Source organism: Acrocarpospora macrocephala, assembly GCF_009687865.1.
GTDB lineage: Bacteria > Actinomycetota > Actinomycetes > Streptosporangiales > Streptosporangiaceae > Acrocarpospora > Acrocarpospora macrocephala.
In genome coordinates this window covers 121,069-144,626 of the sequence record NZ_BLAE01000022.1, presented here as the reverse complement: position 1 = coordinate 144,626, position 23,558 = coordinate 121,069, and the positions used below count along the sequence as shown (strand labels likewise).

The window sequence follows — 23,558 nt, the reverse complement described above, 5'->3', positions numbered from 1 at the left end:
GTCAGTGGCAGTTCGTGGTGCCGCTGTCGCTGTACGTGCGCCCCGATTCCGGGACGAACTGCCAGGTGTACGCGTTGGCGTGCAGGGTCAGCTTGAGCACGCCGTAGGTGTCGCTGTTGCGGGCCTCGCTGTTGGCCAGGATGGTGCCGAAGCCGTAGTGGCTGGCGCCGCCCGAGCCGACCACGAAGTGGCGGATGCCGCGCGTGTTGTCGAGCTGGTTGGCGGGGTTGATGGGGGCGAACCGCTCGTACTGGTGGTTGTGGCCGGTCAGGATGAGGTCGGCGTTGGCGTCGTACAGGGCCTGGACGAACGGCGCGACCGAGCTGTTGGGCGCGTGGTTGGCGCCCGAGGTGTAGCGCGGGTGGTGCCACATCGCGACCGTGCACGGGCGGGTGCTGGCGGCCAGGTCGGCGCGCAGCCACGTCGTCTGCGCGGAGGTCGTGCCGCAGGGGACCGCCGAGCAGTTGGAGTTGAGCACGATGACGTGCCAGTTCGCGCCGAGGTCGTAGGAGTAGTACCCCTTGGTGGGATCACCGGCCGACGCCCCGAAATATCCGTAATATCCGGTCGCGCCGGAGGTGTTGTAGTCGTGGTTGCCCGGGACCGGCCGGGTGCGCGCCTTGTGCCGCCCCCATGTCGGGTTGTAGTAGGTGTTGAACTCCGAGGCTGTGCCGTTGTCGTACACGTTGTCGCCGAGGGTGAACACGGTGCCGGGGATCGAGTCCAGCAGCGCCGCGGTCGCGGTGTCGCCGGAGCCCGAGGTGGCGATGTCGCCCGCGCCCACCAGCACCGGGTCGCCGCCCGGCGGCGGGCTCGGGCTCGGGCTGGGGCTCGGTGACGGGCCGGTCCCGGTGGTGACCACCAGTTGCGGCGCCGTCCCCGATCCGCTCTCCCGCGAGTCGTAGTCCGCGCCGTTGGTGCTGGTGGAGGTCACGCCGAAGCTGTAGGCGCCGTTCCCGGTGACGTACGAGGTCACGTCGACCTCGTACCACTGGTTCCTGGCGACCGACCCGAGCGTGCCGAGCGTGGCCCCGTCGATGGACGGCTGGTTGTTCCACGTGGTCGCCGTCTCCGACCAGGTGGTGCTGCTCATCCCCCGGAAGACGCCACCGCTGCCGCTCTCGGACCCGCTCACGTCGTCGGTGTGCACCCGCAGCTTGACCGAACTGATCGCGCCGCTCACCCCCGACACCGTGAACCGCAGGAACATCCGTTTCACCGGTGAATTGTCCACACCAAGCTGTCCGGACGTCCCGAAGTTGGTGCCCGTCGTGCTGTTGTCCACATAGGTGTCCGCGACCGGCGCGAACGTGGCGGTGGCCGCACTGGCCACCCCACCCGGAAGGCTCATCGTGACAAATAGGGCCGTCACACCAACGGCGACCGTCATGAAGCTCGTACGTCGTAACACGCGCGCTCCTCGTGCTCCTGGCTTAGGACCCCCCGGACGTTAGATCGCCGAACGCGCTTCCAGGTGATCGCCACACGTCCATCCGGTGAAGCCCAGGCGGCTTCAGCTGCCTTCGCCGTACAGCGTGCCGATCCCGACCAGCAGGACGTCCTCGCGGGCGCTCGCGGCGCGGAGGAGATCCGGCTGGAATCCGTGCAGCGAGTAGAGCGCGAGCGTGGCCTTGCGGGCGTCGTGTCCCTGCTCGGTGAGGAGGCCGCGGATGTGCTCCAGGCGTTCCAGGTCGCGCGGGCCGCGTGGTTGCACGGTCGCCTTCGCCTCTCCGATCAGGGCGACCGCGACGCGCGGAGCCTGGGGCCGTTGCCCGGGAGCGAGGGCGAGGACGTCGACCTCGTGTTTGGTGCGGGCCGCGGGGTCGCTCACATCGGCGATGCCGACCGTGCCCGGCCGCAGGGAGGACTCGGCGGCCGCGAAGGATCTCGTCCACTCTCGGGCCAGGTCCTCGAAGTGCGGGCCGAGGATTTTGGAGTTGAAGGTGGGCATGGAGTCCGCCCAGACCTGGGTGGCGCGGCCGCGCTCGATCTCGTCGGCGAACGGCAGCGTGATGAGCTGATTGAACCTGATGATGGGATCCACGACGGTGATGACGGGATTGCGGGCCTTGAGGAGGTCCTGCGATTTCCTGAGGTAACCCGTGGACTCCAGGACGTCCAGCGGCGGGACCACCGATGCCCGTGGACGCTCCAGGATCGCGCCGATCTTCGACGGGGTGCTCGCACCCTGGCTGACCGCGCTCAGGAGGTCGTAGTAGAGCGTCCGGTGGGTGATCCTGGGATCCTCGCGGAGCAGGAACTCGGCCTCCACGCGCGAGTACAGGGCTAGCCCGGGGTCCAGGACCGTCCGGCACACCCAGGGGCCGAACTGGCGCGCGTCCTGGGGAGCGGGCACCGGAGCGAGGGGCCGGTAACCCGGTGCTCCGCCCAGCACCGCGTCCACGCGCAGGGCCGTCGCCGGGTCCTCGATCCCCCAGTGCCGCCGCGACGTCCGGTAGTCGAAAGCGCCCAGCCGCAGGTCGATCACCGCCCGCCCGCGCAGGGGCTTGGTCCCGGTGAGAAGTTCGCTCATGACGCTCATCGCCGAGCCGCACAGAATGATCCGGCCACCTGGGCCCTGCCCCGCCTGCGACTGGTCGTAGAGCAACTGCAGAAAGCCGGGGACCTCCGGAGAGTGCTGCATCAGGTAGGGCAGCTCGTCGATGACGACCAGGGGAGCCCCTTCGGCCCGGCCTGCCACCTCAAGCGCGGTGGTCAGCACCTCGCGCCAGTCCGTCAGCCGCAGCGCGCCGCCGGGCAGGCCCGCGTGCGCGGCGATCGCTTCCGTGAAGCGCCGCAGCGCCGGAACCCGGCCCTCTTCCTGTACGGCGGTCAGATAGAGCCCCCCGCAGGCCCCGGTCAGCGCTTGGAGCAGGAACGATTTCCCGTGGCGTCGCCGCCCCGAGACGATCGCCAGGCGGAGCTGGGGGGCAGGGTCGCTGACGAAGTCGCGCAGGAGCTCCCAGGGGCGCTCCCGGTCGAGGACCGTGTCAGGTTTAGCCAGCTCCATGCCGCCATCATAGCCGTTGAGGTGGACCATAACAGATTTCGTTAACGTTGGGCTTAACGGGTCCACTCCTGGCGGCGGGATTCGGCGATGGCGATGGCGGCGGCGATGGAGACGTTGAAGGAGCCGACGCGGCCGACCTGGGGGATGTAGGCGACGGCGTCGCAGGATTCGAGGAGGGCGGGGGAGCAGCCGTGGTCCTCGCTGCCGACGACGAGGCAGACGTCGCCGGTGAGGGGGGTTTCGTGGAGGGGGGTGGCGTCGCCGGTGAGTTCGATGGCGATGACGCGGTAGCCGTCGGCTTTGGCGGCCTTGACGGCTTCGGGGGCGGGGACGGGGTCGTGCCAGGAGACGAGGCGGTCGGTGCCGAGGGCGGTCTTCTGGGCCTTGGGGTTGGTGGGCGGGGTGGCGTTGCCGGCCAGCCAGACGGTGTCGACGCCGAAGGCGGCGGCGGTGCGGAAGATGGAGCCGATGTTGAAGGGGCCGGTGACCGATTCCAGGATGAGGGCGAGGCGGGCCTCGGTGGTGCGGCGCCAGGTGCGGTTGAGCCGCTTCACGTCGGTCGGCCGGAGCTGGCGGCGCGGGTTCGGCGTGCTCATCGGGGAGTCACCTTCAGGATTCGGTAGGCGGCGCGGGATGTATGGCGGGTGGTGGGCCAGCCCTGGTCGGTCAGCCAGCGTTGCAGGGAGTCGGAGCCGAGGTGCTTCTGGACGACCAGGTAGGCGACGCCGTCGGGGGTGAGGCGGTCGAGCCAGCGGGTCAGCATCTCGTGCAGGGCGGGCTTGCCGATGCGGATGGCGGGGTTGGACCAGATGGCGCGGAACCGGATGTCCGGGGGGACCTCGTCCACGTGCGCCGACCTTACTTTGTCAAGGGCGGCGCGCGCGGCGTTGCGGGCGGTGAGCTCGACCGAGCGGCGGTTGACGTCGACGGCCCAGACGGTCGCGGCGGGCGCGCGGGAGGCCATGGTCAGCGCGATCGGGCCGTAGCCGCAGCCGAGGTCGAGCAGGTCGCCCTCGGCGGGCGGGGCGGGGACCGACTCCAGCAGGATCCTGGTGCCCAGGTCCACCTTGTCGGGGGAGAACACGCCGCGATCGGTTTCCAGCTGGAGGTGCAGGTCGGGCAACACCAGGCTGACCGTCCCCGGCCGGGATTCGGCCCGCGGACGCTCGTCGAAGTAGTGCGCGCCGGTGTTGCTCACGCGCAGCAACGTTACCAATCTCCTGCCCCTGCCCAGGCCACGCGCCCGGCTAGGGGATGCGCGTGCCCAGGATCAGCGCCGAGCCCGCGACCAGGAGCCCGGCCAGGATGGCGCCGATGATGAACCGCTGGGTGATCTCCTCGTGGACGATCTTGTAGCCGAGTGAGGTGCCGATCTGCTCGTACACGTCGCGGAGTTCGCTGCCCGACTCGGCGCTGTAGGCGCGGCCGCTGGTGCCGTCCGCCAGGGACTGCAGGGTCTGCTTGTTCACCGGCACCTGGACGTCGCGCCCGTCGATGGCCACGGTTCCCTCGGGCGTGCCGTACGCGATCGTGGAGACCGGCACCTTCGCGCCGAGGGCGGCCTCGATGGCCTCGTTGACCGAGCGGCCGGAGGTGTTGTCGCCGTCGGAGAGGAGCACGATCGCGGCCGGGGGCGGGTCGGTGACCGCCTGCTGGTCGAAGGAGCGGATCGCGTCCAGGGAGTTGAAGACGGCCTCGCCGATGGCGGTGCCGGGGCGGGTGGTCAGGTTCCTGATCGTGTTGACGACGGCGGCGTGGTCGGTGGTGGGCGGGATGGCGACGGCGGCCGAGCGGGCGAAGGAGACCACGCCGACGTTGAAACGCTCGGGCAACTCCTGGACGAACGCCTCGGCGGCCTGCCGGGCGGCGATCATCCGGGTGGGCGGCACGTCGGCGGCCTCCATCGACAGCGAGATGTCGATCGCGACCATGATGGTGGCCCGGTCCCTGGGCACCCGGACCGCGTCGGCCGGCCGGGCCGCGCCGAGCACGAGCAGGCTCATCATGACCAGGAAGAGCGCGGCGGCCACGTGCCGCCGCCAGCCGGGCTTCTCCGGCGCGACCAGCGCCAGCAGGGCCAGGTTCGTGAAGCGCACCGCGTACTTCCGGCGGGTGAGCTGGATCACCACATACAGCGCGATCAGGGCGGCGAGCGCGGCGAACAGCCAGAGCCAGGCGGGGGACAGGAAGATCATGCGCGTGTTCTCCGGGCCATCAGATGGGCGGTGCGCCGCTGCCGCAGGACGAACTGGGCGATGTCGAAGACCCAGTCCCGGTCGGTGCGCAACACCAGGTGGGCGACGCCGCTGCGGCGCAGGGCCACCCGGTTGGCCTCCCGCTGGGCGGCGGCGGCCTCGGCGTAGCGGTCGCGCAGCTTGCGGGACAGGTGGATGTCGCGGGAGTGGCCGGTCTCCGGGTCGACCAGGGTGACCTGGCCGACGTCGGGGAGCTCCAGCTCGCGCGGGTCGATGACCTCGACGGCGAGCACCTGCTGGCGGGCGGCCAGGCGGCGGATCGGCCGTTCCCAGCTGTCCGGGGCGTCCAGGAAGTCGGACACGATGACCCGCATGCCGCGCCTGCGGTGCGCGGCGGCCATCAGCTCGATGGCGCCGCCCAGGTCGGTGGAGCCGGGGTCGTGCGGGGCCTCGGCGAGCGATTTCAGCAGGCCGAACAGGGCGGGCCTGCCGGGTCTGGCCGGGTAGCGGTGGATCTGGTCGCCGTGGATCACATATGCCCCGAAGCGGTCGCCGACGCGGCTGGCCAGGAAGCCGACGGCGCCGATGGCGGAGACGACCAGGGAACGTTTGTCGGTGTCGGCGGTGCCGAAGTCCATGCTGGCCGACAGGTCGGCCAGCGCCCAGGTCTCCAGCTCCCGGTCCGCGATCAGGTCGCGGACGTGCGGGATCGTGGTGCGGGCGGTGACCGCCCAGTCCATCCGCCGCACGTCGTCCTCGCCGGGCACGTAGACGCGGGTGTCACCCAGCTCGCTGCCGGGGCCGGGCAGCAGGCCCTGGTGGCCGCCCTGGAGCAGCCCGTCCAGGCGGCGCACCACGGTCAGCTCCAGCCGCCGGAGCGCGGCGTGCGGGGCGCGGCTGGTCACCGCTGGCCCTGGTTCCAGACGACCAGCGGCGGCGGCACCGACATCAGGATCTGGCGGACCACGTCCTCGGGTTCGATGCCGTCGGCGAGCGCGTCGAAGGTGAGCATCAGCCGGTGCGACATCACGTCCACCGCCACGTCGCGCACGTCGTCGGGGAGCAGGTAGTCGCGGCCGCGCAGCAGCGCCAGCGCGCGCCCGGCCGCGACCAGGCCGAGCGTGGCGCGCGGGCTGACGCCGATCTCGATGGTCTCCTCCAGCTCGCGCAGCCCGTATTCGCCCGGGTTGCGGGTGGACATGACCAGCCGGACCACGTAGTCGGCGACCAGCTGGTGCACCGACACCTCCTCGGCGGCCTTCTGCAGGGCCAGCAGCTGTTCCGGGTCGAGCACCTTGCCGGCCACCGGCGGGGTGACGCTCATCCGGTGCAGGATCTCCAGCTCCTCGTGCGCGCTGGGGTGGTCGACCCGCACCTTGAACAGGAAGCGGTCGCGCTGCACCTCCGGCAGCGGGTAGACGCCCTCGGACTCGATCGGGTTCTGGGTGGCCAGCACCACGAAGGGCCGGGGCAGCTGGTGGGTGACCCCGGCCAGGGTGACCTGGCGTTCCGCCATGACCTCCAGCAGCGCCGACTGCACCTTGGCCGGGGCCCGGTTGATCTCGTCGGCGAGCAGGAAGTTGACGAACACCGGGCCGAGCTCGATGTCGAAACGTTCAGTGCTCGGATGGTAGACGCGGGTGCCGACGATGTCGCTGGGGACCAGGTCGGGGGTGAACTGGATCCGGGCGAACGTGCCGCCGACCACGGTGGCCAGGGTGGAGGCGGCCAGCGTCTTGGCCACGCCCGGCACCCCTTCGAGCAGGCAGTGCCCGCGGGCCAGCAGCGCCACCAGCAGGCGCTCGACCATGTGGTCCTGGCCGACGATCACCCGCCGGACCTCGTTCAGGGCGTCCCGGAGCGCGCCGAGGCCGGCCTCGCCCCCGTCTTGCGCCCGGGACACCTCGGTGCCCGGCTCTCCTTCAGCAACGGTCATGGGTGTTATTCAATCGTGACTCCCCGACAGAATCCATGCCCTGATCACTGCCCGCTCGGATGGGCGAAAACACCCGGTGTGTTTTCATGAAGGGGATGGCCACTCCACTGCAGTACGGCGACCCGCCCCGGCTGGGGCCCTTCGTGCTTCAGGCGCGCCTGCAGGCGGCCCCCGCGGGCCTGGTCTACCTCGGGCAGGGCGCGGACGGGCGGGCGGTCTCGGTGGCCGTGCTGACCCGGGGCGCGGCCCTGGATCCGGCCGCCAGGAACCGGTTCGTGACCGGGATCAAGGAAGGCGAGGCGGCCAGGTCGGGGGTGCGCGGCCTGTTCTCGCGGGTGAGCAGGCGGCGGAACGTGACCACGCCGCCGGTGGTGGCCTGGGACGGGGGAGAGGCGCCCTGGGTGGCGGTGCCGTACGCGCCGGGCGGGGTCGGGGCCGAAAGGTTCCTGGAGCCCGTCATGGTGTCGGGCATGCTGATCGGGGACCGGCACGGGCCGGACTTCGTGCCGTACTGGCTGGGGGATCGCAACCCGGCGCTGCCGGCCCCGCCGCCGCCCGCGCCGCCGCGCACCGAGACCGTGCGCTCGGTGGCGCTGGCCTCCGCGCTGCTGGCGACGCTGGTGCTGTTCATCGGGGCCATCCTGTGGCTGATGCTGGTCCGCTCCGACGACGAGCCGATGCCGGCCAGGCCGCTGCCGCCGACCGTGTTCGTGCCCACGCCGCCGCCGGTGCCGACCTCGCCCGAGCCGATGCAGCCGTCGCCGACCCCGGGGGAGACCGAGCAGGGCCAGAGCCCGTCCCCGGCGCCGGGCGAGAACGAGGACCCGGGTCAGGACATTTGACCCGGTCTGAGGCGATGCGGGGGGTTTCGCTACTCTGCTGAGGTTCTTTGGTCAACCACGGTAGGGGTCGGGCGCCGATGCGGGCGGAACAGATCGTGCTGCTGCTCGCGGCGGCGCTGGCGGCCGGCTGGGTGGACGCGGTGGTCGGCGGCGGCGGGCTGCTGCAACTTCCCGCCCTGCTGCTGGCCGGGCTCCCGCCCGTCGAGGCGATGGCCACCAACAAGACGGCCTCCATTTTCGGTACGGCTTCCGCGGCCGTCACCTTCGCCGGGAGGACCAAGTTCGACCGGGCGGTGGCCGTACCGGCGGGGATCCTGGCGGTGTGTTTCGCCGGGGCGGGGGCCGCGTTGGCGGCGCTGCTGGCGGCGGAGGTGCTCAAACCGCTGGTCATGGTGGTGCTGCTGGCGGTGGCGGCGTTCGTGACCTTACGGCCCGCGTTCGGTCTTGCGCCGGATCCGCGGCTGCGCACCCGGGCGCGGGTGGCGGCGGCGATCGTGGCGAGCGGGGTGTTCATCGCCTTCTACGACGGCATTCTCGGGCCGGGCACCGGCACGTTCCTGCTGATCGCGTTCACCTCGATCCTGGGCCTGGACTTCGTGCACGCCTCCGCCACCGCGAAGATCATCAACACGGGCACGAACCTGGGGGCGTTGCTGGTGTTGGGGGCGCAGGGGAAGGTGGTGTGGGCGCTCGGGCTCGGCATGGCCGCCTGCAACATCGCGGGCGCGCAGCTCGGGGCCCGGATGGCGTTGCGCCGGGGCGCCGGGTTCGTCCGGGCCGTGCTGCTGTGCGTGGTGTCCGCGCTGGTGCTGCGCCTCGGCTACGACCAGTTCTCCGGCTGAGCCTCAGAACTCGTCGAGGAAGGTCATGAACCTGCACCAGAGGCTGTGGTCCTCGCGGTAGGTGACATACCGGTGGCAGTCCGAGCAGTACTGTCCGGCCGGTTTGGCGAAGGTCAGAGGCTGGTACGCGGCGTATCCGGGCTTCTTCGGGCAGTTGGCCATCGCGTGGAGCACCGAACCGGTCACCGTCTGGCCGCACCAGGGGCACCGCGGCGCCGCCAGCGGGTTCGGCTGCCGCGGCGACGGGAACGGAGTGCGGCCGATCAGCGGCACGTTCACCTGCCGCGCGGTCTCCGGGGCGAGCCAGAGGCCGCCCGGGGTCGGCCGTATCCGCTGGAATGGCAGCTCCTGGAGGCCCGAGACCGTCCCCGTGCCGGTGCCGATCACCGGGTCCTTGCTGGTGAACAGCGCCGACGTGCGGGCGCCGAGCGCGGCCACCGAGTAGTCGTCGGCGGGCACGGTGATCCGGGTGGTGGTCCCGATCCTGGCCGGCACGATCAGGCCGCTCCGGGTGGAGCTGACGGTCCGGCTGGACAGCGCCACCGACACCGGGTCGCCGTCGCGCAGGCCCATGGCCCGGGTGGAGGCGGTCAGGCTGGGAGTGACCGACAGCACCTGCGTGCCGCGGTTGCCGCCGCCGAGCAGGGGGACGGCGTTCACGCTGGTGAAGCCGCCGCGCAGGGCGATCGACTCGCCCTCCGGGTTCATCGCCGCCAGGGGAGCCCCGCCGGTCTCGAAGAGCAGGTGCCGCCGGTCGTAGAGGTACTCGCCCGCGAGATAGAGAATGAATCCGCCAGGGCCGGCGATCAGACCGGCCGCGGCGCGGAACACGTCGCGGGTCCACGTGTCCCGCTCTCTGGCGGTCGGCCGCCACGACTGGGGGCGGTTGTCCTGGGTCATCACACGCTCCTGGCTGCGAGAGGATCACCGCCACCTTAGGTAGCCGCGACCGGCCCGCCCCAGGGTGCTGGCCCGCCGTTCAGCGCCCGGGTAACCCCATACCTAGATCCGGGCCGGGCGCAGGGCGGGGGCGGCCGCCGCGACGAACAGGGCCATGATCGCGGGGATGGCGAGGGCGACCGGCTTGCCGGTGAGCTCGGCCACCGCGCCGATCAGGACCGGGCCCGCCAGCAGGCCTGCGTAGCCGATGCTGGCCACCCGGGCCAGGGCCCGGCCGGACTGGGCCGGGTCGCGATGCCCGGCGGCGGAGAACACCTGCGGAATGATGCACGACAGGCCCGCGCCGAACAGCCCGAATCCGACGACCCCGGCGACCTGGTTGCCGATCAGCAGGGTGACCAGCAGGCCGATCCCCGCCAGGCCGCCGCAGCACCGTACCAGCAGGACCGGGCCGAGGCGGGCGGTGAGCCAGTCCCCGGCCAGCCGCCCCGCCGTCATCATGATCGAGAAGGCCGCGTAGCCGGCCGCGCCGACCGCCTCCCTGGCGCCCAGGTCCTCCACCAGGTAGACCGAGCTCCAGTCGGCCGCCGCGCCCTCGCCGACCAGGCAGCAGAACGCCAGCACGCCCAGGAACAGCACCCACCCGGCGAGCGAGCGGCCCGGCACCTGCTCGGCGGCGGCCTCCGGATGGCGGCCGGGGTCGAAGGAGTCCGGCAGCGCCCAGCGCAGGCACAGGATCGCGATCGTGGTGGTCACCACCGCGACCGACCCGAACGTCATCGGCACGCTGGCGCCCGCGTGCGCGAACAGGCCGCCGACGCCGGCGCCCAGGAAGCCGCCGATGCTGAACACGGCGTGGAAGGAGGACATGATCGGCTTGGCGTACAGGCGTTCCACCACGACCGCGTTGGCGTTCATCGCCACGTCCAGCACGCCGTGCACGATGCCGAAGGTGAACATGGCGGCGGCCAGGGAGGGCAGGCCGGGCGCGTACGCGGGGAGGACCAGGACCGCGCCCTGCAGCAGGCCGACGGGGACCATCACCCGGCGGCTGCCGTACCGGTCGATGAGGCGGCCGACGGCCTGCATGCCGGTGATCGCGCCGCCCGCGATGCCGAGCAGGGCGAGGCTCAGCTCGCCGTCGCCGAGGGACAGGCCGTCCTTGATGGCCGGGATGCGGGACGTCCAGGTGCCGAGGGCAATTCCGGCAATCATGAACAATCCGTACACGGCGAGGCGGGCGCGGAGCAGCGTGGGGCGAGGAGGGGCGGAGATTGTCATGGTTCGACTCCGGGGGAGGGGTCAGGTGACGCGGACGGTGACGCCCGCGCCCGTGAGCGCGTCATGCTGGTCGCGGGGGATGCCGATGTCGGTGACCACGACGTCGAGCTTGTCGTAGGAGCAGACCGCGCCGAACGCGGTCCTGGTGAACTTGCCGGAGTCGCAGGCGACGATGACGCGCCTGGCCGAGGCGATGGCGGCCTGCTTGACCGCGACGTCCTCCAGATCGTGGGCGGTGACGCCGTGCTCGGCCGACATGCCGCAGCAGCCGATCACGGTGGTGTCGAAGCGGAGCGAGCGCAGCGAGGCCTCGGTGAGCGGGCCGACGAAGTTGAGCTCGCCCGGGCGGACCTCGCCGCCGGGGAGCACGAGCTTGATCCGGGGCGCGGTGGCCAGTTCGTCGGCGCAGCGCAGCGCCAGCGGCAGCACGGTGAGGCGGCGGTCGTGCACGACCCTGGCCACCTCCAGGGTGGTGGTGCCGCCGTCCAGCACGACCGCCTCGCCGTCGGCCAGCAGGTTGGCGACCTCGGCCGCGATCCTGCGCTTGGCGTCCACGGCTTCGCGTTCGCGGACGCCGAAGGGGGGTTCCTCGCCGCGCAGCAGCAGGCTGAGGGCGCCGCCGCGGACGCGTCGTACGACGCCCTGCTGGGCTAGTTCGTCCAGGTCGCGGCGGATGGTCATCTCGGAGACGCCGTACCGGCCGGCGAGTTCGGCGACGGAGACGCTGTCGTGGGCGCGTAACGCGTTCATGATCGCCCGGATTCGGTCGGCACCTTCCATGTGTGCATTTGAACATAGGGCATGTTCGGTGAGCAAACGGAATCTACTTTGTAAAGGTGGCAGACTGGGTGATATGCGTGCCAGCCGGTTGCTGTCCCTGCTCCTCCTCCTGCAGACGAGGGGCCGGATGACGGCGGCCGAGCTGTCGGCGGAGCTGGAGGTGTCGATCCGGACCGTCTACCGGGACGTGGAGGCGCTGTCGGGGGCCGGGGTTCCCGTTTACGCTGATCGGGGGCCTGCCGGAGGCTACCAGTTGCTGGATGGGTACCGGACCCGGCTGACCGGGCTGACCTCGGCGGAGGCGTCCTCGCTGTTTCTGGCGGGGTTGCCGGGGCCGGCGGCCGAGCTCGGGCTGGGGGAGGTGGCGGCGGCGGCCGAGTTGAAGCTGCTGGCCGCGTTGCCGCCGGAACCGCGCTCGCAGGCGGCCATGATGCGGGAACGTTTCCATCTGGACGTGCCGGGGTGGTATCGGGGGAGTGATGAGGCGCCGTTTCTGGCCGAGGTGGCCGAGGCGGTGTGGGAGCAGCGCCCGCTGCGGATGCGCTACCGCCGCTGGGGTCCCCAGGAGGTCGAGCGCGACATCCACCCCTACGGTCTCGTCCTGAAGGGCGGCTCCTGGTACCTCGCCGCCGAAACATCCGGAGATTTCCGGACTTATCGTGTTGCGCGGATTTTGGGGATCGAAGCGCTGCCCGGCCGGTTCGACCGGCGTCCCGGCTTCGACCTGGTCGAGTTCTGGTCCCGGTTCGCGGCCGAGTTCGCCGCCCGCATGCACACCGGCACCGCCACCATCCGCCTCGACCCCGGCTATCTCGGCCTGCTGCGCTACACCATCGGCAACGACACCACCGACACCGCCCTCGCCACCGCCGAGACCACGCCCGACGGCTGGCTCCGCCTCGCCGTTCCCATCGAGTCGGTACGCCACGCCCGGTGGCAGCTCCTGCGCCTCGGCTCGGCCGTCGAAGTCCTCGACCCACCTGAGCTGCGCAAACTCATGGCCGAAACGATCGAGGAACTGTCCGTGATGTATCGGGATTGAAAGCAGGCCGTTCCGGTGATGCCACACGGGCGAGGACTGGGGCGGATTGTCCGCCGACGCCGGGAGCTTCCGCAGCGGCGGCGGCCGTGGCGAGTTGCTCCTGGCGACGTGCCACCAGAACGACGGCGGCTCCAGCCCGGACGAGGGCTTCGGTGTCCCAGGATTAATCCATTTGCCGTCACACGGCCGGGATGGCGACGATGACCGCGTGCTGTTCCTCGCCTTCCTAGGCTCCTGCGTGCTGCTCGCCATGATCCCCGGCGTCAGCACGGCGGTCATCGTGCGCCAGACGCTCCGCGAGGGGCGAGCGTCAGGCCTGGCCGCCACGCTGGGCAACGAAACCGGGATCTTCCTGTGGGCCATGGCGGCGGTGTTCGGGCTGTCCGCCCTGGTGCTGGCCTCCGAGGCGGCTTACGGCATTCTCAAGATCGTCGGTGCGGGCGTGCTGGTGGTCATGGGCGTACAGTCGATCTGGCACGCGCGCCGGGACTCGCCACCCGCCGGTCCCGGCAAGCCGGGCCATCCCGGGAGCGACTCCGGGGATGGCATCGTGGGTGGTTTCGCGGGCTCCACGCGGACGGGCTGGAGGCGTGCCTACGGTCTGGGGCTGGCCACCTGTGGCGCCAATCCGAAGGCGGCCGTGTTCGCGATGTCCTTCCTGCCGCAGTTCGTCCCGCCGGGCGCGCACGTGCCGGTCACGCTCACGCTGCTGGCCGCGGTCTGGGTCCTCGTCGACCTGGTGTGGTACGTCTCGCTGATCTGGCTGGTCAGCCGGGCGAGAACGGTGTTCTCCCGGTCGTTGGCGCGCCGGCGGCTGGAACAGATCTCTGGGGCTGTGCTGATCGGCCTGGGTGTACGACTAGCGGTGGAGGCTCGATGAGCATCTGGTGGGAAGAGTCCGGAACCGGCCGGCCGGTGGTGCTGCTGCACTCCACGTCGGCCGACGCGCGCATGTGGGACGACGTGTGGGAACCCCTCGCCGCGGCCTTCCGCGTGATCCGGCTGGATCTACGCGGGTACGGCAAGAGCCCCCTGGTCGCCGAGAAGCCGTATTCCAACGCGGGCGACGTGGCCGCACTCCTGGACGGCCTCGGGATCGACGCCGCGGCGGTGGTGGGCGCCTCCGGCGGCGGGCGGGTCGCCCTGGAGCTGGCGACGATCCGTCCCGACCTGGTGTCGGACCTGGTGCTGATCGCCGCGGCGGCCGGGCTGCCGCCCACGCCGGAGCTGGCGGCGTTCGGCGACGAGGAGGACCGGCTGATCGAGGCCGGTGACGTCGCGGGCGCGGCCGAGCTGAACGCGCGCACGTGGCTCGGCCCCGACGCGAACGACCAGGCCAGGGCCAAACTCGTCGAGATGCAGCGCAACGCCTTCGAACTGCAACTGGCCGCCGACCCCGAGCCCGAGGTCACCCGCCCCGAGGTCGACCTGACCGCGATCACCGCCCCGGCGCTGGTGATCATCGGCGGCCACGACCTGCCCTACTTCACCGCCACCGGCCACCACCTGGTCGCCGAGCTGCCGTCCGCCACCTTGCTCGAACTCCCGTGGGCAGGCCACCTACCCGCCCTGGAGCGCCCCAGCGAGATCGCCGACCTGCTCCTCACCCACCTGAGCTGACCGCACGCAGGCGCGAGCACCCGATCGCCTGGCCGGAGGGCGGCAGCGGCATTCTGAGCCAGGCTTCGGTGGCGATTCGCGGATCGGGTCACAGGTCGACCGAGGACATGCCGCGCTCGTCGTAGCGTTCGCCGGCGACGGAGGAGGCCAGCTTGCCGAGGTTGTCGAGCTCGCCGGTGGTGAGGGTCAGGCCGGTCACTGCGGCGTTCTGCTCCAGGTAGGTCACCCGCTTGGTGCCGGGGATGGGCACCACGTCCTGGCCCTGGGCGAGGACCCAGGCCAGGGCGACTTGCGCCTCGGTCGCGTTCTTGCCCTTGGCCAGCTGGGTGATCTCCGCCACCAGCGCCTGGTTGGCCGCCAGGTTGTCGCTCGTCCAGCGCGGGTTGTTCCGGCGGAAGTCGTTGTCCGCGAAACGCTCCACGGTGGCGTACGCACCGGTGAGGATGCCGCGGCCGAGCGGGCTGTAGGCGACCAGGCCGATGCCGAGCTCGCGGAGGGTGGGCAGGATCTCGGCCTCGACGCCGCGCGTGAACAGCGAGTACTCGTACTGCCCGGCGGTGATCGGGTGGACGGCGTGGGCGCGGCGGACGGTGTCGGCGGCGGCCTCGGAGACGCCCAGATGGCGGACCTTGCCCGCGTCGACGAGCTCCTTGAGCGCGCCCCAGGTGTCCTCGATCGGGACCGCCGGGTCGACCCGGTGCTGGTAGTAGAGGTCGATATGGTCGACGCCGAGGCGCTGGAGCGAGCCTTCGACGGCGCCGCGCACGTAGTCGGGGCGCCCGTTGACGCCCACCCGGGTGCCGTCGGGGAGGCGTTCGATGCCGAACTTGGTGGCCACCACGACATGGTCGCGGCGGCCGGCGATGGCCTTGCCGACGAGCCGCTCGTTGGTGAACGGGCCGTACATGTCGGCGGTGTCCAGCAGGGTGATGCCCAGGTCGAGGGCCCGGTGGATCGTGGCGATGGACTCGCCCTCGTCGCCGGGGCCGTAGAAGTCGCTCATGCCCATGCAGCCGAGGCCGAGCTCGGACGTGCGCAGAGTGCCCAGCGTGCGCTGCTTCATGTGTCGTTCCTCCGTCGCTGGTCGTTCCCGTCAAGTCTTCTCGCTGGAGTACGGACCAGGTCAAATTGATCTACATTGTAAAGGCGGTTTCTGGGTAATTTATGCGGCTTCGAACGCCAAAGATCAAGGGCTCAGCTGGGGTAACGCGGTTTTGTCGGTGGCGACGGGCACGATGAGGGCATGGCTTCGTGGCAGGAGATCGAGAAGGAGGTCCCCGAGTTCGCCCGGCGCGTGCTGGCGGCGATGGGGACGGGCAAGCACAAGACGATGGCGACCCTCCGCAAGGACGGTTCGCCCCGGATCAGCGGCACCGAGCTGGAGTTCAAGAACGACGAGGTGTGGCTGGGGTCGATGCTCGGCGCGATGAAGGCGCGGGATCTGAAGCGGGATCCGCGGGTGGCGGTGCACAGCCCGTCCGTCGATCCGGATGCGGACGATCCGAGCAGCTGGCCGGGCGAGGCCAAGCTGTCCGGCCTCGCCGTGGAGATCACCGACCCCGAGGTGATCAAGGCTTTCGGGGGACCGCCCGGGAACTTCCACCTGTTCCGGCTGGACGTGCGGGAGATCGCCTACACCCACGTCGAAGGCGATCTGCTGATCATTGAAAGCTGGGCCGAGGGCCGCGGCCTCCGCGAAATCCGGCGCAAATAGCCGCTCTGGCCGCTCAGATATCCCCGTCGTCTGCGGGGGCCGAGGACATCTGAGCGGTCAGAGCTTCGAAGACCTCCCATCGGCCGTCCTTGGCCGGGCCATCTTCCCCAACGGTCCGGTAGCCGGGGGCAGGCGGTCGGTGGGAGCCGCCGCGGCGTCGGCGTGGGTCAGGTGACGGAGAAGCCGCCGTCGACGCAGAGGGTCTGGCCGGTGAGGTAGGCGGAGGCGGGGGAGGCCAGCAGGATGGCGATGGCGGCGAAGTCGGTGGGGAGGCCGTTGCGGCCGGTCATGGTGCGGGCGGCGAGGGCTTCGACCCGGCCGGGGATGGCCTGGGCGGGTTCGGTGAGCGGGGTGAGGACGAAGCCGGGGATGAGGGTGTTGCAGGTGACGCCGTGCGGGGTCCAGGCTTCGGCCTGGGAGCGGGTCAGGCCGCAGATGCCGGCTTTGGCGACGCCGTACGCGCCGCTGTCGCCGAAGGCGCGGATGGACTGCTGGGAGCCGATGTTGATGATGCGCCCCCAGCCGCGGGCGGCCATGCGCGGGCCGAAGTGCTGGCCGAGCAGGTAGGGAGCGGTGAGGTTGACGGCGATGGTCTGCTCGTAGTCGTCGAGGGTGAGCTCGGCCATCGGGCGGCGGATGTTGTTGGCGGCGTCGTTGACGAGGATGTCGACCTCGCCGAAGAGACTCGCCGCGTGTTCCGTGACACGGGCGATCGCGGCGCGGTCGCCGAGATCGGCGCTGATGGTCGCGGCTCGGACCCCATGGCCCGCGAGCGCGGCGGCGGCCGTGGCGAGCCGCTCCTCGCGGCGTGCCACCAGCACGACGGCGGCACCGGCCCGGCCGAGGGCTTCGGCGATCCCGTATCCGATCCCGGAGCTTCCCCCGGTGACGAGGGCGACCCGCCCCACGAGCGAGAACATGTCCGAAAGATAGGACGACATGGCGGGTTACCGTATCATCCCATCTTTGTCCCGGCCAGATGTTTCCGTATGCCGCGTAGGAGGGCGGTCTCCCCGGGCTGCCCATGGCTGCTCAGGTTGATCATCGTATAGTTATCGTATGACGACGAGAGCGGTGTCGGTGACGATCGATGAGCACCTGTTGGCGTACGCGCAGGCGGAGGTGGACGCGGGCCGCGCCAAGTCCGTGAGCGCGGTGATCAACGCGGCGCTGGCCGCGCGCGCCGAGGCGGACCAGGCCGCCGACGCGGCGGTCATGGCCGCGGTGGAGGCCGTCCGGGCCGACCCGGCCCGAAGCGCCCGTGTTGAGCGCATGACGGCGCACCTGCTGAACCGGCGCGGCGGCGGGTCGGTGGCCGTGGATGTCTGAGACCTCCTACGTCCTGGACGCCTCGGTGGTGTCCGAGGTCGCCCGCGGGGACGGGGATCTGATCACGATGCTGTTCGGACTCACGTCCCAGCGAATCCGGGTCGTGGTGCCCGCGCTGGTGGTGTCGTCGGTGGCCGCCGAGCTGGGTGAACCATCCGGATTCCTGCCGGCGGTGCGCGGGATCGCGCGCCTGGAACACGGTTCGTACGGGTCGCTGGCCGATTTCGACGACGCGCTGGAGCTCGGCCGGGTCCTGGGCAGGCTGGGTGAGGAGGCGCGCTGGCCGGACGCGCACACGGTGATGCTGGCAAGGCTGTGGCGAGGCCAGATCCTCACGCTCGACATGGCTCGCTGGAAAGGCTACGAGCTGGACGGAGTACAGGTCGCGGAGGTGGCGGACCCCGAGGTGTGACCCGTGACGCGGGCGAAGGGGATTCGCACGCTCCTCCGCGCGGCCATCGGCCCCGTAACCGCACGCCGAGCTGGAACCGCCAGCCGCTTTCTGCCAGCTCCCCAGACGCTCCACCGTCTCCGGCCGGCATGCCGATCCGCGGGTCAGTCGCGGGGGCAAGCGGGGTGGAGGGTGGACATGACCTCAAGGAGGCGGCGCATGACGCGGTCGAGGTCGCGCAGGGTCGTCAGGTCGAGGTGGGCCAGGAGGTCGCGCCAGGTGGCGTCGCCCGCGTCGAGGATCTGAGCGGTGAGGTCGCGGCCGGCGGGGGTGAGCTCGACGCGGCGGACGCGGCGGTCGGCGGGGTCCTCGTGGCGGGTGGCCAGGCCCTGGGCGACGACGCGGTCGACGATTCCGGTGACGGTGCCCAGGCCGATGCCGAGCTCGCGGGCCAGGTCCTGGCCGGAGGCCGAGCCGAGGAACGCCAGCGACATGACGACCTTGAGCTGCTGCATCGTCAGGTTGGAGGCCAGCAGGGGAAGGGAGCGGTCACGGGCGAAGAAGCGGCCCATGCCATGCTGGATCTCGCCGAGACTCACCAGGAGCGACTGCCGTTCTTCCGCTTCCTTTTCTGAAAGACCGAAATCGAGGTCATGGGGGTCTTTGACGTAACCGTTGACGTTGTCGCTGACGTCGTCACCGGGGGTCAGGTCCGGTCTCGTGCCTGTCTCGTCGCTCACGCTCACCTCTCGCAACCTGAGAAGGTTATCAGGAAAGCAAGGCGACGTTAAATATTCGTGCAAGGCGAAGTGTTAGGGTTGGGCGAACATTTCCGCGTCATCCTGAGGAGTCCCGCCCCCATGACGTCCCTGGCCAGGCTGAGCCTCGCCAACCGCAGTCTCGTCATCATGATTGCGGTGGTGCTGAGTGCTTTTGGCGCGTTCGCCATCCCGTCGCTGAAACAACAGCTTTTCCCCTCCCTGGAGTTCCCGGGGGCGTTCGTCATCGCCGCCTACCCGGGTGCCTCTCCCGACATCGTCGAGGAGCAGGTGACCAAGCCGGTCGAGGACAGCTTCCAGGGCGTCGCGGGCGTCACCGAGATCACCTCGACGTCCCGGGAGGGCATGGCCCAGATCCAGGTCGCCTTCGAGTACGGCACCGACATCGACGAGGCCATCGGCAAGATGCAGCAGTCGATCTCCCGGATCGAGGCGCAGCTCCCGGCGAACGTGGATCCGCAGGTGCTGGCGGGCAGCACCGACGACATCCCGGTCATGGTCATCGCGGTCAGCGACGGCGGCGACCAGCAGGGCACCCTGGACCGGCTGGAGCGGATCATGGTCCCGGCCGTGCAGGGCGTGGTGGGGGTGCGGGAGGCCGAGGTCACCGGGGCCCGCGAGAAGCAGGTCGTGATCACCCCGGACAGCAAGGAGCTGGCCAAGCTGGGGCTGTCCCCGGCGGTGATCCCGGATCTGCTGCGCGCCAACGGTGTCGCGATTCCGGCCGGGGCGCTGGTCGAGGAGGGCAAGAACCTCACCGTCCAGATCGGGGACCGGATCGAGGGCGTGGCGGATCTGAAGGGGCTGTATCTGGCTCCCGCCGTACCGGCCCAGGCGGCTGCCGGGCAGCCGGCGCAGGCGCGGCCGGGTGCGGCCGGGGCACGGCCGGTGGCGGTGCCCAAGCCGCCCAAGCCGGTCACGCTGGGCTCGGTCGCCGACATCGAGGTCAAGGACGGGGACGCCTCGACGCTCACGCGGACCAACGGCAAGCCGAGCCTGGGCGTGTCGATCACGATGACGCCGGACGGCAACGCGGTGCAGATCTCGCATGACGTGCGGGCGCTGATGCCGAAGCTGGTCAGGGATCTGGGTGACGTCGCGGAGCTGACCGTGGTGTTCGACCAGGCGCCGTACGTGGAGCGCTCGATCGAGGACCTGACCACGGAGGGCCTGCTGGGCCTGACGTTCGCGGTTCTGATCATCCTGGTGTTCCTGCTGTCGATCCGGTCGACGATCGTGACCGCCGTGTCGATCCCGCTGTCGGTGGTGATCGCGCTGATCGCCCTGTGGGTGGGGGACTACTCGCTGAACCTGCTGACCCTGGGCGCGCTGACGATCGCGGTCGGCCGGGTGGTGGACGACTCGATCGTCGTCCTGGAGAACATCAAGCGCCATCTCGGGTACGGCGAGGAGAAGCGGTCGGCGATTCTCTCCTCGGTGCGCGAGGTCGCCGGGGCGGTGACGGCCTCGACGCTGACCACGGTGGCGGTGTTCCTGCCGATCGCGTTCGTGGGCGGCATGGTCGGGCAGCTGTTCAGCCCGTTCGCGATCACGGTCACGGTGGCGCTGCTGGCCTCGCTGCTGGTGTCGCTGACGGTGATCCCGGTGCTGGCCTACTGGTTCCTGAAGGCGCCCAAGATCTCGCCGGAACAGGCGCAGGCCGTGCGGGAGGAGGCCGAGCGCAAGGAGCTGCGCTCGCCGCTGCAGCGCATGTACCTGCCGGTGCTGCGGTTCGCGACCCGGCGGCGGTGGATCACGCTGCTGATCGGGTTCGCGGTGTTCGCCGGAACGATGGCGCTGGCGCCCAACCTGAGGACGAACTTCCTGGACTCTTCCGGCCAGGACACCATCCAGATCACCCAGCGCATGCCGGTCGGCACCAACCTGGAGACCACCGACGCGGCCGCCGCCAAGGTGGAGGCCGTCCTGGCGGCGACGCCGGAGATCGCCTCCTACCAGGTGAACGTGGGCGGCGGCGGCCAGTTCATGGGCGGCGCGGGCGGCAGCGCGGACCGGGCGTCGTATTCGGTGACGCTGGCCGACGACGTCGACACCCCGGTGCTGGAGGAGAAGCTGCGGGAGCGGCTGTCGGCGCTGGGCGCCGGTGAGGTCGTGATCGGCGGGGGCGGCGGCGGGTTCAGCTCCGATCAGCTGCAGGTCATCCTGCAGGGCGCCGACAACGCCGAGCTGAAGACCGCGGCGACCACGGTGGCCGGTGCGCTGGCGGGCACGCCCGGGCTGCGGGATGTCGCCTCCAACCTGGAGGATTCCGCCGAGCGGATCGAAGTGCACGTGGACCGGGAGAAGGCCGCGTCCCGCGGTCTCACCGAGGCCGGGATCGGCCAGCTGGTGGCGCAGGCGTTCCGGGGCGCGCCGGTCGGGTCGATCGACGTGGACGGCCGGTCCAGCGACATCGTGCTGCGCACGGGTGACGCTCCGGCGACGCTGGCCGAGGTGCGGGACCTCACGCTGCCCACCGCGGCCGGGCCGGTGAAGCTGTCGTCGGTGGCCGAGGTCGAGAAGGCCGGCGGCCCGACCCAGATCAGCCGTCTGGACGGCGAGCGCACCGCGACCGTCTCGGGCACCGCCGAGGCCAGCGACCTGGGCGCGATCACGGCGACGGTCACGGAGAAGATGAAGGGCGTCAAGCTGCCCGCCGGGGTGAGCTACCAGATCGGCGGGGCGAGCGCCGACCAGGAGGAGGCCTTCGCCGACCTCGGGCTGGCCATGGTGCTGGCGATCGCCATCGTCTTCATGATCATGGTGGCGACGTTCCGCAGCTTCGTGCAGCCGCTGATCCTGCTGGTGTCGATCCCGTTCGCGGCGACCGGCGCGATCGGGCTGCTGCTGGCCACCGACACCGCGCTCGGCGTGCCGGCGCTGATCGGCATGCTGATGCTGATCGGCATCGTGGTGACGAACGCGATCGTCCTGATCGACCTGATCAACCAGTACCGCGAGCAGGGACTGGGCGTGGTCGAGGCGGTCATGGAGGGCGGCCGCCGCCGGGTTCGCCCGATCCTGATGACCGCGCTGGCGACCATCGGCGCGCTGACGCCGATGGCGATCGGTCTGACCGGTTCGGGCGGGTTCATCTCGCAGGCGCTGGCGATCGTGGTGATCGGCGGTCTGGTCTCCTCGACGCTGCTGACGCTGGTCCTGGTGCCGACCCTGTACACGATGGTCGAGCGGACGAAGGAGCGGTTGCGGCGCAAGCCGGGCGGCAAGCATGAGATCGAGGACGTGAAGGTGTACGAGGAGGAGGCGCTCACCCCCTCCCGCTGACCCTGGAAGAAGGCCGCGCGACCGATGGTCGCGCGGCCTTCTGATCTGCTCTATTGATCTACTTTGTAAAGCAGGCGGCTGGGTGAAAAATCGCAGCCCAGCAGGCAAAACCCTCAGCTAGGACGAGGCGGCGATGCGGGTCGCGGGGAGCGGCGATAGGCTGGGGCAACGTGACCAAGCCGCGTATTCCCAATGTCCTGGCCGCTCGTTACGCCTCCGCCGACCTGGCTCGGTTGTGGTCTCCCGAACACAAGGTGGTGCTGGAGCGCCGCCTGTGGGTGGCCGTGCTGAAGGCGCAGGCCGATCTCGGGGTGGCGGTGCCGGCCGACGCGATCGCCGCGTACGAGAAGGTCGTCGATCAGGTGGATCTGGCGTCGATCGCCGCGCGGGAGCGGGTGACCCTGCACGATGTGAAGGCGCGGATCGAGGAGTTCAGCGCGCTGGCGGGGCACGAGCAGGTGCACAAGGGCATGACGTCGCGGGATCTGACCGAGAACGTGGAGCAGTTGCAGATCCGCGACAGCCTGCTGCTGGTGCGGGACCGGATGGTGGCGATGCTGGCCCGGCTGGGCCGGCTGTCGGCCGGGTACGCGGGCGTGGTCATGGCGGGCCGCTCGCACAATGTGGCGGCGCAGGCGACGACGCTGGGCAAACGTTTCGCGTCGGCGGCCGACGAGCTGCTGGTGGCGTACGCGCGGCTGGAGGAGCTGATCGCCCGCTATCCGCTGCGCGGGGTGAAGGGCCCGGTCGGGACGGCGCAGGACATGCTGGATCTGCTGGGCGCGGATCGGCTGGCCGAGCTGGAGGATCGGGTGGCGGCGCATCTGGGGTTCGCGGAGCGGTTCGTGAGCGTGGGCCAGGTGTATCCGCGTTCGCTGGACTATGAGGTGCTGACGGCGCTGGTGCAGCTGGCGGCGGCGCCGTCGTCGCTGGCGAAGACGATCCGGTTGATGGCCGGGCACGAGCTGGTGACGGAGGGGTTCCGGGAGGGCCAGGTCGGTTCGTCGGCGATGCCGCACAAGATGAACACGCGCTCCAGCGAGCGGGTGAACGGCCTGATGGTGGTCTTGCGGGGGTACGCGTCGATGGCCGGGGAGCTGGCGGGGGATCAGTGGAACGAGGGGGATGTGTCGTGTTCGGTGGTGCGCCGGGTGGCGTTGCCGGACGCGTTCTTCGCGTTCGACGGCCTGGTCGAGACGATGTTGACGATCTTGGATGATTTCGGGGCTTTCCCGGCGGTGATCGAGGCGGAGCTGGACCGGTATCTGCCGTTCCTGGCGACGACGAAGATGTTGATGGCGGCGGTTCGGGCGGGTCTGGGCCGGGAGTCGGCGCATGAGCTGATCAAGGAGCACGCGGTGGCGGCGGCGCTGGCGATGCGGGTGGACGGTGCGGGCAACGACGTCCTGGACCGGCTGGCGGGTGATCCGCGGTTCCCGCTGGACCGGGCGGCGCTGGAGGCGTTGCTGGCTGACCGGCTGTCGTTCACGGGTGCGGCCGAGGCGCAGGTGGCGGCGGTGGTGGCCCGGGTCGAGGCGGTCGTCGCGGCGCGTCCGGAGGCGGCCGCTTACACGCCGTCGGCGATTCTCTGACCGGTTCACGCCCGGGGAAA

General features: G+C 70.8%; 23 protein-coding genes. 10 read left to right on the top strand and 13 right to left on the bottom strand.

What is annotated here, in order from left to right:
- Nucleotide 1: 1 nt before the first annotated feature.
- From Amac_RS20550 to Amac_RS20520, 7 genes are all read right to left on the bottom strand, one after another.
- The gene (locus tag Amac_RS20550; RefSeq protein WP_218041191.1) at nt 2–1,411 is read right to left on the bottom strand and encodes a CBM96 family carbohydrate-binding protein; all 1,410 of its coding nucleotides are present in this window, start codon (nt 1,409–1,411) and stop codon (nt 2–4) included.
- Nucleotides 1,412–1,513: 102 nt separating this feature from the next.
- Nucleotides 1,514–3,010 (bottom strand): AAA family ATPase, encoded by a 1,497-nt coding sequence (locus Amac_RS20545; protein ID WP_155355996.1) that lies wholly within the window; start codon nt 3,008–3,010, stop codon nt 1,514–1,516.
- A gap of 53 nt (nt 3,011–3,063) precedes the next feature.
- Nucleotides 3,064–3,606 (bottom strand): TrmH family RNA methyltransferase, encoded by a 543-nt coding sequence (locus tag Amac_RS20540; RefSeq protein ID WP_155355995.1) that lies wholly within the window; start codon nt 3,604–3,606, stop codon nt 3,064–3,066.
- Nucleotides 3,603–4,208: a class I SAM-dependent methyltransferase gene (locus tag Amac_RS20535; protein WP_155355994.1), complete on the bottom strand. Its 606-nt coding sequence runs from the start codon at nt 4,206–4,208 to the stop codon at nt 3,603–3,605. Before Amac_RS20535 ends, Amac_RS20540 begins: the two co-directional genes overlap by 4 nt.
- Before the next feature lie 49 nt (nt 4,209–4,257).
- Complete coding sequence (locus tag Amac_RS20530) at nt 4,258–5,205, bottom strand: VWA domain-containing protein (RefSeq protein WP_155355993.1); 948 nt, start codon at nt 5,203–5,205, stop codon at nt 4,258–4,260.
- Nucleotides 5,202–6,110 carry a DUF58 domain-containing protein gene (locus Amac_RS20525; protein ID WP_246268516.1) on the bottom strand — a complete coding sequence of 303 codons (909 nt, stop codon included), beginning with the start codon at nt 6,108–6,110 and terminating at the stop codon, nt 5,202–5,204. Before Amac_RS20525 ends, Amac_RS20530 begins: the two co-directional genes overlap by 4 nt.
- Nucleotides 6,107–7,141 carry an AAA family ATPase gene (locus Amac_RS20520; protein WP_155355991.1) on the bottom strand — a complete coding sequence of 345 codons (1,035 nt, stop codon included), beginning with the start codon at nt 7,139–7,141 and terminating at the stop codon, nt 6,107–6,109. The genes Amac_RS20525 and Amac_RS20520 overlap by 4 nt, the downstream gene beginning before the upstream one ends.
- 95 nt (nt 7,142–7,236) lie before the next feature.
- Here Amac_RS20520 and Amac_RS20515 point away from each other — a divergent pair, with 95 nt between their 5' ends.
- On the top strand, nt 7,237–7,983 hold the full coding sequence (locus Amac_RS20515) for a hypothetical protein (protein WP_246268514.1): 747 nt from the start codon (nt 7,237–7,239) through the stop codon (nt 7,981–7,983).
- A gap of 77 nt (nt 7,984–8,060) precedes the next feature.
- Nucleotides 8,061–8,825: a sulfite exporter TauE/SafE family protein gene (locus Amac_RS20510; protein WP_155355989.1), complete on the top strand. Its 765-nt coding sequence runs from the start codon at nt 8,061–8,063 to the stop codon at nt 8,823–8,825.
- A gap of 3 nt (nt 8,826–8,828) precedes the next feature.
- Here Amac_RS20510 and Amac_RS20505 read toward each other — a convergent pair whose 3' ends face one another.
- The 3 genes from Amac_RS20505 to Amac_RS20495 form a co-directional block, all read right to left on the bottom strand.
- Nucleotides 8,829–9,725 carry a hypothetical protein gene (locus tag Amac_RS20505; protein ID WP_155355988.1) on the bottom strand — a complete coding sequence of 299 codons (897 nt, stop codon included), beginning with the start codon at nt 9,723–9,725 and terminating at the stop codon, nt 8,829–8,831.
- 102 nt (nt 9,726–9,827) lie between these two features.
- On the bottom strand, nt 9,828–11,006 hold the full coding sequence (locus tag Amac_RS20500; protein WP_155355987.1) for an MFS transporter: 1,179 nt from the start codon (nt 11,004–11,006) through the stop codon (nt 9,828–9,830).
- A 21-nt stretch (nt 11,007–11,027) separates the two neighbouring features.
- Entirely contained in the window at nt 11,028–11,786 is a 759-nt protein-coding gene (locus Amac_RS20495) for a DeoR/GlpR family DNA-binding transcription regulator (RefSeq protein WP_155355986.1), read from the bottom strand.
- A gap of 73 nt (nt 11,787–11,859) precedes the next feature.
- On the opposite strand from Amac_RS20495, the gene Amac_RS20490 reads away from it, so the two are divergent.
- From Amac_RS20490 to Amac_RS20480, 3 genes are read left to right on the top strand one after another with little or no spacing between them, the layout of a single operon-like run.
- The gene (locus Amac_RS20490; RefSeq protein ID WP_155355985.1) at nt 11,860–12,828 is read left to right on the top strand and encodes a helix-turn-helix transcriptional regulator; all 969 of its coding nucleotides are present in this window, start codon (nt 11,860–11,862) and stop codon (nt 12,826–12,828) included.
- 46 nt (nt 12,829–12,874) lie between these two features.
- Nucleotides 12,875–13,708 (top strand): LysE family translocator, encoded by an 834-nt coding sequence (locus Amac_RS20485; RefSeq protein WP_246268512.1) that lies wholly within the window; start codon nt 12,875–12,877, stop codon nt 13,706–13,708.
- Nucleotides 13,705–14,448, top strand: coding sequence for an alpha/beta fold hydrolase (locus Amac_RS20480; RefSeq protein ID WP_155355984.1), 744 nt, complete (start codon nt 13,705–13,707; stop codon nt 14,446–14,448). Before Amac_RS20485 ends, Amac_RS20480 begins: the two co-directional genes overlap by 4 nt.
- An 88-nt stretch (nt 14,449–14,536) precedes the next feature.
- Here Amac_RS20480 and Amac_RS20475 read toward each other — a convergent pair whose 3' ends face one another.
- Nucleotides 14,537–15,511 (bottom strand): aldo/keto reductase, encoded by a 975-nt coding sequence (locus Amac_RS20475; protein WP_155355983.1) that lies wholly within the window; start codon nt 15,509–15,511, stop codon nt 14,537–14,539.
- A 180-nt stretch (nt 15,512–15,691) separates the two neighbouring features.
- Between Amac_RS20475 and Amac_RS20470 the strand changes: the two genes are divergently transcribed.
- The gene (locus tag Amac_RS20470) at nt 15,692–16,162 is read left to right on the top strand and encodes a pyridoxamine 5'-phosphate oxidase family protein (protein WP_155355982.1); all 471 of its coding nucleotides are present in this window, start codon (nt 15,692–15,694) and stop codon (nt 16,160–16,162) included.
- 167 nt (nt 16,163–16,329) lie between these two features.
- On the opposite strand, the gene Amac_RS20465 is transcribed toward Amac_RS20470, so the two are convergent.
- Entirely contained in the window at nt 16,330–17,082 is a 753-nt protein-coding gene (locus Amac_RS20465; RefSeq protein WP_246268510.1) for an SDR family NAD(P)-dependent oxidoreductase, read from the bottom strand.
- Between the two features lie 139 nt (nt 17,083–17,221).
- Here Amac_RS20465 and Amac_RS20460 point away from each other — a divergent pair, with 139 nt between their 5' ends.
- On the top strand, nt 17,222–17,491 hold the full coding sequence (locus Amac_RS20460; protein WP_155355980.1) for a type II toxin-antitoxin system ParD family antitoxin: 270 nt from the start codon (nt 17,222–17,224) through the stop codon (nt 17,489–17,491).
- The gene (locus tag Amac_RS20455) at nt 17,484–17,903 is read left to right on the top strand and encodes a hypothetical protein (protein WP_155355979.1); all 420 of its coding nucleotides are present in this window, start codon (nt 17,484–17,486) and stop codon (nt 17,901–17,903) included. Before Amac_RS20460 ends, Amac_RS20455 begins: the two co-directional genes overlap by 8 nt.
- Nucleotides 17,904–18,046: 143 nt before the next feature.
- Here the strand turns inward: Amac_RS20455 and Amac_RS20450 are convergent, their stop codons facing one another.
- Entirely contained in the window at nt 18,047–18,622 is a 576-nt protein-coding gene (locus Amac_RS20450) for a MarR family winged helix-turn-helix transcriptional regulator (RefSeq protein WP_246268508.1), read from the bottom strand.
- A 120-nt stretch (nt 18,623–18,742) separates the two neighbouring features.
- Between Amac_RS20450 and Amac_RS20445 the strand changes: the two genes are divergently transcribed.
- On the top strand, nt 18,743–21,946 hold the full coding sequence (locus Amac_RS20445) for an efflux RND transporter permease subunit (RefSeq protein ID WP_155355978.1): 3,204 nt from the start codon (nt 18,743–18,745) through the stop codon (nt 21,944–21,946).
- A gap of 170 nt (nt 21,947–22,116) precedes the next feature.
- A complete protein-coding gene (purB, locus tag Amac_RS20440) occupies nt 22,117–23,538 on the top strand; it encodes an adenylosuccinate lyase (RefSeq protein ID WP_155355977.1) in 1,422 nt (473 codons plus the stop codon).
- The last annotated feature ends 20 nt before the right edge of the window (nt 23,539–23,558 follow it).